The organism is Arundinibacter roseus (assembly GCF_004348825.1).
Lineage (GTDB): Bacteria > Bacteroidota > Bacteroidia > Cytophagales > Spirosomataceae > Arundinibacter > Arundinibacter roseus.
The window spans coordinates 286,667-299,433 of the sequence record NZ_SMJU01000007.1 but is presented as its reverse complement, the minus strand read 5'-3'; the positions used below and the strand labels follow the sequence as shown (position 1 = coordinate 299,433).

Annotated in this window: 10 protein-coding genes; 6 read left to right on the top strand and 4 right to left on the bottom strand. The window is 43.8% G+C overall.

Translation table 11 applies throughout. From position 1 onward, the window contains the following. Positions 1–15: 15 nt before the first annotated feature. Together EZE20_RS13080 and EZE20_RS13075 are read right to left on the bottom strand one after the other, a co-directional pair. Positions 16–897, bottom strand: a complete 882-nt coding sequence (locus tag EZE20_RS13080) for a bestrophin family protein (protein ID WP_132118307.1) — start codon at positions 895–897, stop codon at positions 16–18. Positions 898–957: 60 nt separating this feature from the next. Further along, positions 958–1,548, bottom strand: coding sequence for a 3'-5' exonuclease (locus EZE20_RS13075; RefSeq protein ID WP_132118305.1), 591 nt, complete (start codon positions 1,546–1,548; stop codon positions 958–960). Positions 1,549–1,668: 120 nt separating this feature from the next. Here EZE20_RS13075 and nspC point away from each other — a divergent pair, with 120 nt between their 5' ends. Next, the gene (gene nspC / locus EZE20_RS13070) at positions 1,669–2,826 is read left to right on the top strand and encodes a carboxynorspermidine decarboxylase (protein ID WP_132118303.1); all 1,158 of its coding nucleotides are present in this window, start codon (positions 1,669–1,671) and stop codon (positions 2,824–2,826) included. 12 nt (positions 2,827–2,838) lie between these two features. On the opposite strand, the gene EZE20_RS13065 is transcribed toward nspC, so the two are convergent. Continuing rightward, positions 2,839–3,720: an SAM hydrolase/SAM-dependent halogenase family protein gene (locus tag EZE20_RS13065; RefSeq protein WP_228713726.1), complete on the bottom strand. Its 882-nt coding sequence runs from the start codon at positions 3,718–3,720 to the stop codon at positions 2,839–2,841. A 280-nt stretch (positions 3,721–4,000) separates the two neighbouring features. On the opposite strand from EZE20_RS13065, the gene EZE20_RS13060 reads away from it, so the two are divergent. From EZE20_RS13060 to EZE20_RS13040, 5 genes are all read left to right on the top strand, one after another. After that, positions 4,001–5,647, top strand: coding sequence for a CTP synthase (locus EZE20_RS13060; protein WP_132118299.1), 1,647 nt, complete (start codon positions 4,001–4,003; stop codon positions 5,645–5,647). Positions 5,648–5,853: 206 nt separating this feature from the next. Beyond that, the gene (gene yidC / locus EZE20_RS13055; protein ID WP_132118297.1) at positions 5,854–7,689 is read left to right on the top strand and encodes a membrane protein insertase YidC; all 1,836 of its coding nucleotides are present in this window, start codon (positions 5,854–5,856) and stop codon (positions 7,687–7,689) included. A 125-nt stretch (positions 7,690–7,814) separates the two neighbouring features. Further along, a complete protein-coding gene (locus EZE20_RS13050) occupies positions 7,815–9,527 on the top strand; it encodes an ABC transporter substrate-binding protein (protein ID WP_165933472.1) in 1,713 nt (570 codons plus the stop codon). A gap of 63 nt (positions 9,528–9,590) precedes the next feature. Continuing rightward, the gene (gene hemL / locus EZE20_RS13045; RefSeq protein ID WP_132118293.1) at positions 9,591–10,883 is read left to right on the top strand and encodes a glutamate-1-semialdehyde 2,1-aminomutase; all 1,293 of its coding nucleotides are present in this window, start codon (positions 9,591–9,593) and stop codon (positions 10,881–10,883) included. A gap of 36 nt (positions 10,884–10,919) precedes the next feature. Next, positions 10,920–11,888, top strand: coding sequence for a glycosyltransferase (locus EZE20_RS13040; protein WP_132118291.1), 969 nt, complete (start codon positions 10,920–10,922; stop codon positions 11,886–11,888). Here the strand turns inward: EZE20_RS13040 and EZE20_RS13035 are convergent. Further along, positions 11,885–12,655, bottom strand: a complete 771-nt coding sequence (locus tag EZE20_RS13035; RefSeq protein WP_132118289.1) for a class I SAM-dependent methyltransferase — start codon at positions 12,653–12,655, stop codon at positions 11,885–11,887. The genes EZE20_RS13040 and EZE20_RS13035 overlap by 4 nt on opposite strands. Positions 12,656–12,767: the final 112 nt, after the last annotated feature.

The window sequence follows — 12,767 nt, the reverse complement described above, 5'->3', positions numbered from 1 at the left end:
ATAAATCCAATAGATTTAGTTAAAAACCTGTCCTACCGACGTTCGGATGGTATTGCAAATGCTATCGGTTGGAAGATCATTGGCGTCCTTTCCGAAAGGATCCTCAATCTCTTCGGCAATAACCTCCAAGCTTCCCAAAATATAGAACACAAAAACCACAAACGGAATGACGAGATAATGCAGGCTAAATATGTAGCCGATAGGTAGTGTGATGCAATATACAAAAATGAATTTTTTTAGAAATGAACTGTAAGAGAAGGGGATCGGAGTATTTTTGATTCGTTCACATGCACCGCAGATATTCATAAAAGAATCCAATTCTGTGTTCAGAAGGAGCAGATGCTCAGGAAACAGAATCCCTTTTTTTTGTAAAGCCAAAACCCGGGCAAAAATTGCCGTGGCGTATTGTAAGGGGATATGTTCATTCTGTTGCAACTCTGAAATTGGAAATTCTTCGAGATCTGTCAGCTCATTTGGTTTGTGAGATTTGCGGAGGTGATTTTTTAAGGCGTACGCAAAATTGGGAATCATTGCCTTAAAAAAAGCTCGACTTTGATGATCCTCAACGGGGACTAATGAATCGATTTTTAAAGCCAAATTACGACTATTATTAACGAGTGATCCCCACAGTTTGCGCCCTTCCCACCATCGATCATAGGCTGTATTTGTTCTGAAAACCAGCAACATAGATATTACAAAACCGAGTAACGAGTGCATAAGCGAGATGTTTCGAACATCGGCATCTTCCCCAATTTTCCAATACTCAATAATTAAAAAAGCCAAAATCGTAGAGTAGGCGCCGATTGAGAGCAGCCAAGGCATCAATTTTCGGACCGTGTCGGCTTTATGAAAGTAAAAAATAAAGCGAAACCATTCTTTGGGATTATAGTCTACCATGCAGTTGAGTAGGAGAACTTAGGTTGGTCCTCCCGTTTTTTTTGATTTTTTTGTTGAAACTTACTTTTCAACAAAATTCAGTTGACCCGTAAGTTTAAAAAACTCCTTAAAACAACGTGCCGTAAGTTGAGCATCTTCCAGCGCATTGTGTGTTTGGTCCTCTCGCTCAAACCCAAAATAGCCCGAGATTGCTCCAAGGCTAAGAGAGCGCGGGGCAGTTTTGCCATTTTTCTCCAAAATCATAAAAAACAAGTACGAAATCGTATGCAAATCGATCATTTTGTTCGAGAAAGGCCATTTCATTTTTTCGTTGCGGTAGGCAAAGCGAAGAAAATTGATGTCATATATAACACTTTGACCACAAATCACGACTTTGGATAGCGGCACGGCGGGGGCTTTGGATTTTATCCATTTTTCAAATTCCGGGATTACCTCATAAATCATCGGTGCTTCTTCCAGGTCATCGAGCGACAGACCATGAATTTCTTCTGATTTGGCGGTAAAGGCTTCTACATTTTCGGGATACACATTTTGTAAATATGTCCCGAGCGATTTCCACTGATCATCAAACAGTTCAGCACCAATTTGGATAATTTCATTCCAGCCGGGTTCGGGGCCGGTCATTTCAATATCAAGGACAAGAAAAGGCATAGAGTAGACAAATTGGTTTAAAAATTTGTTAGAAGCTTTGAAAAAGGAAAGCGTATTTTTGCGCCAAAATTAATGAATAAAGACTTGAAGTTACACCATCGCCAGACAAACCATTTTGCCATGCATTCCGAAAATACCAAAATTCCATCACCCTGTTTTGTTTTGGATGAAAAATTACTCCGCAAGAATCTGACCTTAATAAATGAGGTTCAAAAGGAAGCCGGATGTACCATTATATTGGCCTTGAAGGCATTTTCCATGTACAGCGCGTTTCCCATTGTGGCCGAATACCTTAGCGGTGCTACGGCGAGTTCGCTGCACGAGGTGAAGTTAATCAATGATTTTATGGGCTGTAAAGCGCATACCTACATTCCGGCTTATGTTGATGCCGAATTTGAAGAAGTGCTGGAACGAAGCAGTCACTTAACCTTTAATACGTTAAGCCAATTAAATCGTTTTCGGTCAAGGGTGCAGCAGTTTAATGAACGAAATCCGCAAGCGCCGGTTTCGGTTGGCGTTCGGGTCAATCCACAGTATTCGGAAGTTGAAACCGATATGTATAATCCCTGCGTACCCGGCTCTCGTTTGGGTGAGACCCGCGATAAATTTACGGATACCTTGCCTGACGGAGTCGAAGGGCTTCATTTTCATACCCTTTGCGAAAATGGCTCCGAAACACTGGAACGTACTCTTGCGGTTCTCGAAGAGCGGTTTGGAGATTTGCTGCATCAGGCCAAGTGGCTGAATATGGGTGGAGGGCACCTCATGACGCGCGAAGGCTACGACTTGCCACGGTTGATTCGGGTCGTGAAGGCCATTCAGGAAAAATACAATCTGGAAGTTATTCTGGAACCGGGCTCGGCGATTGCGTGGCAAACCGGAACGTTGGTTTCAACCGTTTTGGATGTCATGGATAGTCAGGGTATTCAGGTTGCGATTTTGGATGTGTCCTTTGCGGCACACATGCCCGATACCCTCGAGATGCCTTATAAACCGCGGATTCAGGGAGCATATCAGGAACCTGTGCTCGGAAAACCTACCTATCGGTTGGGTGGAATGACCTGCCTTGCCGGTGATTTTATGGGTGATTATTCGTTTGAGCAGGAATTGCAGGTAGGCGAACAGCTCGTGTTTGAGGATATGATTCACTACACGATGGTGAAGACGACTACTTTTAACGGTGTAAATCTGCCTTCCATCGGCATGATTCAAACGGATGGTAATTTCCTCCTGATCAGAAGTTTTGGGTACGAGAGTTACAAGGATCGTTTGTCCTGAGCTGGAAGAATTTTATGGTTTCTTTATTTTTATGTGCCAGCTTGGGCCACTTTCGATGTGGTATTTTTGGGCAAAATTGTCCTGATTAAGTGCAAGTGAGAAGTAAAGAAGGCTGTTAAAATAAGCCAGTTCTTTGCCAATTCCCACCTCGCCAAACGTTTGTGTGTAAGGTACATCGCCCTGAAAGTGACGATTATTGCCTTGATAAATCTCGACCAAAATCTGTTCGCCGGGTTTTACGTTCAAACGGTCAAACAGCGCTTTTGGAATCGACGTCCACACGTTCCCGTATTGAACATCCAAAATGGGAATGTTTCCCGAAATAATACCATTTTGGAACTCGGGTTTTTGATAGGCAATTTCTACCACGACATCTGGCAATCTTGGTCCAACTTGCTCCAAAGAAACCAATGCTGCGGCCAATTTAGCACCTGTGTACGCGTACACATCTCTGCCGTGAAAGGTATAGGATTGTTCTGAATTGGCTCGGCGGTGACGTGCTTCGTCAATTTCATACACCTGATCAATTCCCAACGCTTCTGCCACCAGGGTGAGCGTACCATTGTCAGGGCTTACCAATAAATGACCGGAGCGTGTTCGAAGCACGACGGATTTGCGATCTGTGCCTACGCCCGGGTCACAAACCGAAACAAAAACGGTTCCCGGTGGCCAATAAGGGACCGTTTGGACGAGCCGATACGCAGCCTCCCAAACATTATAGGGTGGTATTTCGTGGGTTAAATCAAAAATTTTTAGCTCCGGTGAAACACTCATCGCTACCCCTTTCATGGCTGAAACGGCACCATCTTTACTTCCAAAATCTGATTGAAAGATCAGCAGATTATTCTGAGCAAGTGTTGGTAAAGTAAATAATGGCAGGGCTAGTAGAATCATGTACAAAATTTTCATTTGATAAAAAGCTTTTTTGGCCATTATTGTATTGATAAAGAAATTGAAAAAAAGTAAAAAATGCGATTCTGGTTAAAAGCCAATTAATTGACTGAAAATAGTGACTCAAATTTAGCTCGTTTTGGTTAATATTCAGGTTTTTACCAGGTTTTAGCTGAAAGTTGCCCTATAAGTATTTACATAAAATAAAGGCCACTCGTCCCAAACTGTCCGGCCTTTTCTGTACCTTTGTATCCCGTAATCATAGAAAAAAAGCATACGTCTTATGGCTTCTACAGGGCAAAAGACCGCTAAGTACATATTCGTTACGGGCGGCGTTACATCTTCATTAGGCAAAGGAATCATTGCCTCCTCATTAGCAAAATTACTGCAATCCCGAGGGCTGTCAGTGACGATTCAAAAATTCGATCCCTATATCAATGTTGATCCTGGTACGCTTAATCCCTACGAGCACGGTGAGTGCTACGTCACGGATGATGGTGCCGAAACGGATTTGGATTTGGGACACTACGAACGATTCCTGAATGTCCGTACCTCTCAGGCCAACAACGTAACAACAGGTCGGATTTACTACAACGTAATCATGCGGGAGCGACGAGGCGACTTTTTGGGTCGTACCGTTCAGGTTGTACCGCACATTACCGATGAAATCAAGAAAAACATGTTGTTGTTGGGTGAGTCCGGCGAGTATGACGTGGTGATTACTGAAATCGGTGGGTGTGTTGGTGACATAGAATCGCTGCCTTTCATTGAAGCGGTTCGTCAGATCAAATTTGAGCAAGGCGAAAACGATACACTCATCATTCACCTTACGCTCATTCCTTACCTTACCTCGGCTGGTGAATTAAAAACCAAACCTACGCAGCACTCCGTCCGGATGTTGCAGGAAGCGGGCATTCAGCCGGATATTTTGGTGTGCCGCACCGAACATCCGCTCCCGAACGATCTTCGGAAAAAAATTGCGCTGTTTTGCAACGTGCAGGTCAATTCGGTCATTGAGGCGATGGACGCTGAGACTATCTACGATGTACCTTTGCTCATGCGTAAGGAACGACTCGATCAGCGGGCACTTTACATGCTCGATATCTACAATGATCAGGATGCAGATTTAGACGCCTGGAAAGGATTTTTGACCAAACTTAAAAACCCAAAAGACTCTGTTCGGATTGGTTTGGTAGGAAAATATGTGGAATTACACGATGCCTACAAATCAATTGTGGAATCCTTTATTCATGCCGGTGCTGTCAATGAGTGTAAAGTTCACATCGAATGGATCCACTCAGAATCACTAACCCCTGACAATGCAATCGACAAACTCGCAGATTTGGATGGCGTGCTCGTGGCACCCGGATTTGGTGAGCGCGGCATCGAAGGTAAAATTGAAGCGATTCGGTACGTACGCGAAAATGGAATTCCTTTCTTCGGAATTTGTCTGGGGATGCAGATGGCTGTCATTGAATACGCCCGGAATGTATTGGGGCTTGAAGGCGCGCACTCGTTCGAGATGGATCGTGACACGCCGCATCCGGTGATTCACCTCATGCAGGATCAAAAAGATGTTACGAATAAGGGAGGTACGATGCGGTTGGGGGCATATGCGTGCAAGATCAAAAAAGAATCAATGGCACACCGGATTTACGGCAAAACTACTATTTCAGAACGTCACCGGCATCGGTACGAGTTCAATAGCGCTTACCTTAAATCTTTTGAAGACGGAGGTATGAAAGCCACTGGAATTAACCCGGAAAATAACCTCGTGGAAATGATGGAACTGCCCAATCATCCCTATTTTATTGGAGTTCAGTTTCACCCCGAATTAAAGAGTACGGTGATGAACCCGCATCCGCTTTTTGTGCATTTTGTTAAATCAGCGCTGGCACATTCGCTGCAAAAACGAGAGGTAATGCAGTAACCCGAATGAATCATTACTAAGAATAATCTCAATCCAAATAAATCTTCATTACCTTTGCAGTCCCAAATTTGACAAGATAGATTTTTGATTTTTGGCCATTCTGAGCAATCCAGGCTGTTTTTGCCATTTTTTGTTTGGTTTTTCAAAAACAAATTATTCCTGTCTTCCAAAATTTGGGGCTACATTTTTTACTACTTTGCTACCTAATGGAAAGAAATCAAGTCATCGGCTTAGTACTTATTTTACTCATGCTGATAGGGTATCAGGTGTTGGTTCCACAGCCCGAAGAACCTACGCCTGTTGCTCAGGAACAAGTTAAACCTTCTTCAACAACAAGCCCGGAAACTCCCGCTGAGGTAGTTCCGGATTCGGCTCAAACTGCCGCTCTTTATGGCGATTTTGCCGCAGCTGCTACCGGTGAATCTCAGGATATTACCATTGATACAAAAGATATCAGCATCACTTTCTCCAATAAAGGAGGACTTATGAAGGAGGTTTTGTTGAAAAATTATAAAACCTACGATCAAAAACCCCTCTATCTGATTTCAGAAGAGCACAGCCGTTTTCAGCTGGATCTCCCCACGCAGAAAGGGACGATAAATCTGGCCAATCTGTACTTTTCTACCTCAGCTACAAGTAAAACCCTGAGCGAAAAAGACTCCGCCGTGATTACGTATCGTCTTTCTGTCGCTGAAAATCAGTTCGTTGAGCAAACATATGTAGTTAGAGGCTCGGGTTTTGTGATTGACTACGGCATTCAAACTCAGGGTGTAGGCGTTCCCAACAAACCACTTGCCTACGGCTGGAAAAACGAGCTGTTGCAATTGGAGAATGATATGATGGAAAACCGTAAAGTGGTTACCATTAACTATTATACCGACGAAATGCTCAGTCTTTCACCGGCCACGGATAGCAACGTGGAAGAAACTGCCGAAAACCCTGTGAAATGGTTTACGATGAAGCATAAATATTTTCTGGCGGGTTTGATTGCCGGGAATTCACCGCTTCAAGGCATGAAGTTTGTCGCAGAAGTTAACCCTGCCGACTCGACTATTGTCAAAACACTTTCGGTAGAAGGAACAATTCCATCTGCTGCCTTACAAAATGGAACGGCTCGTTTTCAGTACTTTATGGGTCCTAACGACTACCATATTGTTCGGGAAGTAGCTGCCGAACATTTTGATGATAACGTATATTTGGGGTATGCTTTCCTGAAACCAATCAATGAATTCTTTTTGGTGCCGCTGTTTAATCAGCTTGAAAAGCTATTTACCAACTACGGTTTATTGATTATTTGCCTGGTGTTTATCGTTAAACTATTATTGACACCACTTACCTACAAATCGTACGTAAGTATGGCAAAAATGCGGGTTTTGGCGCCGGAATTGGAAGAACTCAAAAAGAAGAATCCTGACGATATGGCCAAGCAACAACAGGATCAGATGAAGCTTTACCAACAAGTAGGCGTAAGTCCCCTGAGCGGTTGTGTTCCTGTATTAGCCACGATGCCAATTCTGTTTTCGCTGTTCTTTCTTTTTCCAAACCTGATTGAACTTCGGCAGCAGTCATTTTTGTGGGCAAACGACCTTTCTACGTACGATTCCTTCCTGAAATTACCGTTCACGATTCCATTCTATGGCGACCACGTCAGTTTGTTTACGGTTCTGATGACGATTTCAAGTATTGGATATGCCTATTTCAATAATCAGATGACGCCCACTCAGCCGGGTCCTGTAAACATGAAGTTTCTGAGCTATCTGATGCCTGTTATGTTTATGTTTGTATTAAATAATTTCCCGGCAGGTCTGACTTTCTATTACTTTGTATCCAATATTGCGACGATTCTTCAACAGCAAATCATTCGCCGATTTGTGGATGAGGACAAGATCAAGCGGATTTTGGATGAAAACAGAGTGAAAAATGCCACGGCCCCCAAGAAGCAAAATAAGTTTCAGCAATACCTCGAAAAGACCTTGCAGGCAGGAGAAGAAGCTCGTAAAAAACAGGCTGAATTGGAAAAGAAACAGGGAAAACGGAAATAAGAAGGCGTTTGCGTAAACAATCCCTGAGCAAGGGTAACGTTTTCTTTGTGAAACGTTACCCTTCTTTTTTTAGAATGGAAGGCTTTTTGTATTTTGTCCCCGGATTTTTAACCAAAACAAAACGTATGCAATCCTCTAAATATGTGTTAATAATTCTTCTAATGATAACTGCGCAGGCGGGTCATGCTCAGCTATTTGAACAAACAGAGAGGAAATTTAAAGAAGGGGTTAACCTATATAATCAGGGAAAATATCAGTTGGCTATGGAGGCGATGTCGAGCCTGACAACAGCCAATGCTGATCCGGGCTTTTCACCTGTTGCCCACTATTATCATGCGCTATCAGCTCATAAACTCAAAAAGTTTAATGAGAGTAATTTGATGCTCAAACAACTGCTGACTCGCTTTTCAACCTGGAATCATAAGGATGAAGCCTACTATTTGTTAGGAGCCAATTATTTTTCACTGAGTGATTATCGGGCAGGGCTGGACTTTTTGAATCGGGTAGGAGATCCTGCTTTGGGAAAAGACATTCAGGGATTAAAGCAGCATTATCTGGCAAATCTGACCGATATACAGCAATTGAAAACGTTGAATGCTGAGTTTCGCAACGACCGAATCGTGGCCGAGATGCTTGTGGCTGCTATTCAGAGCAAATCGACCAATAAAGCTGATTTGGAGTTATCGGACCGATTGACCAATCAATTTGGCATACAGGCAACAGCTGATTCGCCCAAAAGGGAAACCAAAAAATCTACTACCCCAAATCCAAATGACAGGAAATGGACAAAAGGGTTTTACAATGTGGCTGTTTTGTTTCCCTACCGACTGGAAGACGCAAGAGCTTCCAAGCGGAACTTACCGAATCAGTTTGCATATGATTACTTCGAAGGCATGCAACTGGCACGTCAGCGATTGAAGTCAGAAGGAGTTTTGGTTAACATTCAGGCCTACGATGTAAGTAACGAAGAAGATAAAGTGCTGGAAATGTTGAATAATGGCCTTTTTCGGCAAAGTGACCTTATTTTTGGACCTCTGTATTCCAAAACCTTTGATTTGATTTCTGCCTACGCCAACGAAAACGCTATTCCGTTAATTAATCCGTTGGCAACGGATGGGAGTTTGCTACAATCGGGCGAATCCATTTTTCTGGCACATCCTTCCATTGATTTACAAATCAGCGAAACGCTAAAACTTGCCAAGGCCAAAGATCGTAGCCTTTCGGCAGCTATTTACTATGGAACTTCTCCCAAAGATTCACTTATGGCAGCAACTTACCGCCGGAATTTGCTTAGCAGTGGTGGCAAAGTTGTTGAAATAAAAAAAGTAAGTGGAGGAGCCGCTGAAATTAACGCAAGAGTCTCGCTCTTTGAAGGTGCGAAACCATCTCATATTGTCCTGTTCTCAAACGATGCCAAGTCCGGACCGGGACTGATGAATGTAGTGGCCGGGCGAAAACTCACCGATATTCCGGTATTCGCAGTTGCCAATAGTTTTGATTTTAATCGGTTTCGCCCATCGGGTTATGGCGGGAAACTCTACCTGATTGAGCCGGATTTTATTGAACTTACCAAAGAGTCCATTCGGGAATTTCAGAAAACGTACTACGATAAAACAAATACCTTACCCTCGGTGTATTCGTATCAGGGGTATGATCAGCTCCTGTTTTTTGGACGAATGATAGCAAAATACAACGAACGCGTCCAAACGGGAATCACGATGCGTAAGTACGATGAAGATTACCTGCTTTCAGGCTTTGACTACACAAAATCCCGGGAAAATTCGGTTTCCTGCATTCTTCACTATGAAGATTCAAGGTGGGTTCCGGTACAATTTTAGTGATTAAACTTTTTTCAAGAATTCTTACTTCCCAATAACCGATTTCTCTGTACATAAAAACGTATGAATATACATTCGAGCGAAGCTTTATTTGAAAAAGCCAATCAATTTATTCCCGGCGGCGTAAATTCCCCCGTACGGGCCTTTAAGGCAGTAGGCGGTACGCCGCTTTTTATTAAGTCTGCCCGCGGGCCATACATTTACGATGAGGATGATAATCAATACATTGAGCTAATCAACTCCTGGGGGCCGATGATCCTTGGACACTGCAATGAACTCATTGAAAAAGCAGTTTCTGATGCTCTACAACACTCATTTTCATTTGGTGCACCTACGCGCAAGGAAGTAGAAATGGCCGAGCGTATTGTGTCGATGGTGCCTTCGGTCGAAAAAGTACGGATGGTAAATTCGGGAACTGAGGCCACGATGTCGGCTATTCGGGTGGCACGCGGCTTTACAGGCCGAGACAAGATCATCAAATTTGAAGGGTGCTACCACGGCCACGGCGATAGCTTCCTGATTGCCGCTGGAAGCGGTGCTGCCACCTTTGGAGCGCCCGATAGTCCCGGTGTTACTAAAGGCGTTGCACAAGATACGCTCACGGCTCCGTATAACGACCTGGAAGCAGTACAACAGCTGGTGGATGCTAACCCGAAACAAATTGCTGCGCTCATTATTGAGCCCGTTGTCGGCAACATGGGCTGCGTTTTGCCCGAACCCGGATTCTTGGAAGGGCTTCGTTCGCTTTGCGACAAGGAGGGCATCGTCTTGATTTTTGACGAAGTAATGACGGGTTTCCGGCTTTCAAAAGGTGGTGCTCAGGAACGCTTCGGTGTCATTCCGGACATGACGACGCTTGGGAAAATTATCGGAGGAGGAATGCCCGTAGGTGCATATGGCGGGAAAGAAGAAATCATGAACTGTGTGTCGCCGGCCGGGCCTGTCTATCAGGCCGGAACGCTTTCGGGCAATCCGATTGCCATGTCTGCCGGCCTCGCGATGCTCGAATACCTCCACGATCATGCGGAGGTGTACCTGACACTGGACAACTCAGGCGTAAAACTCACGCAGGGTTTCCGAAAAAGTATGGAAAAGCTGGGGGTCGAATACAGTATCAATCAAATTGGATCGATGTACACTTTGTTTTTTACCAATGAAAAAGTTTACAATTTTACTTCGGCCAAAACTTCTGATCTTTCGCTATACGGCCGATATTTCCATGCGATGCTCCGAAGGGGTGTTTATTTGGGACCTTCCCAATTTGAAAGTATGTTTCTGTCCACCGCTCTTAACGATGCGCTTCTGGAACAGGTCATTCAGGCCAATGACGATGCGCTAAATGAAATTCTGGCCTGAACGAAGGTCTTTTAATTAAGAAAAATTATCCCCGATATGCTATTTTTTTCGGTGATTGTTCCTGTTTACAACCGCCCCGACGAATTATCCGAACTTCTTTCAAGCCTGACTCGACAAACGTACCGAAATTTTGAGGTATTAGTAATCGAAGACGGCTCTTCGGTTTCGTCCAAACCGGTGGTGGATGCAATCGGTCACGAATTGGATATTCACTACATATACATTGAAAATTGCGGGCAGGGTTTTGCCCGCAATGTAGGGTTTTCAAAAGCAAAAGGAGATTACTTTGTGGTATTTGACTCAGATACCATTATTCCTGAGCACTATTTTGAATCAGTAAATCGCGCACTGAGTGAGTCCTTTCTTGATGGATATGGCGGACCGGACCGTGCGGATGATTCTTTTTCTGATATGCAGAAAGCTATTAGCTACGCCATGACCTCGTTTTTTACAACCGGAGGTATTCGGGGAAAAAAGAAAAATGCCGGCGGAGCCTTTCAGCCCCGAAGTTTCAATATGGGAATTTCCCGTAAAGTATTTGCCGAAACCGGAGGGTTTGCCAAGCGAGACATGGGAGAAGATATTGAGCTGGGAATTCGTTTAATGGCGGGCAACTACCGCCTCGGGTTACTTCCCGAGGCATACGTATATCACAAGCGTAGAGGTACTTTTAGTGATTTTTGGAAACAGGTTTATTCTTTTGGCCGCACCCGGTTTGTGCTGGACAAGCTCCATCCGAAGGCAAATTTAATCAAACCTGTGCACGCCTTCCCTTCGTTATTTGTCCTGTTTTGTGTCCTGATTCCGCTGTGGATTTTTGTGTTTGAGCCCTTTTTCTGGCTATCTCTGATCGGCTTAATTTTATTTACAGGAACCATTTTTTTAGATTCTTTCCTAAAAAATAGACGTATAAACGTAGCTTTTCTAAGTATTGGTGCAGCTTTTGTGCAGCTGTTTGGCTACGGAACAGGTTTTATCATAGAAGGTATAAGGCGCTTAGTTTAAGCGTCTTTTCTACAATAGTAGATTAATTCCTCAGCCGGAAGCGCATATTTTTTTACCTCCTCCGTGGTTAGTTCATCCAATACAAAGCGGTCTTCTATGACAGTAAAGCCACCTTTGGCTAATTCCAGGGCATAATCCCGGCCAAACAGACGCAGATGATCATTTTGCCAAAAGTGTTTTTCACGCTCCCGTGGATCGGTAATACTTGCGTCTTCGTAGGTAGTTGCCCGGCGCAAATCCTGTGGGGATTGAATAACGGCCCACCCTCCGGGCTTCAAAACCCTATGAAGTTCACTCGTTGCCTTTACGTAATCGTCCACATGTTCCATGACATGATTACAAAACGCAACGTCAAAAGTGTTTTCGGGAAAAGGGATGTCGTGAATGTCCATTTTTACCTTTGCCAAAGGTGATTCAATATCAGCCGTGATGTATTCCAGGTTCTTCATTTTTTCAAAACGATCAATGAAGCAATACTCGGGTGCAACATGCAGAACTTTAAGAGGAGAAGTAAAAAAGTTGGTTTTGCGCTGTAAGAACAGGTACATCAATCGATGTCTTTCGAGCGATAGGCAGGACGGACAAAGTGCATTGTCCCGGCCTTTGCGACCATAAGGTAAAAATTTACCGTATTGACTTCCGCACACGGGGCATTCTACCTGTTTTCCCTGATAAAACAACCCTAAAAAACGGGCTGCCCAATGTCCGATGCGTTGCAAAAAAGGGCGCGGAATATACCTTAACACCAGACTTATGATTGATTTCATTCGGATAACTATTAATTAATGTATTTTTGAATCGTAAAAATAGCTTCTGATTCTCAAAATTGAACTAGATTCTGCTTGCCTTTTCGTTGAAAGGTATTCGGATATAGATTTT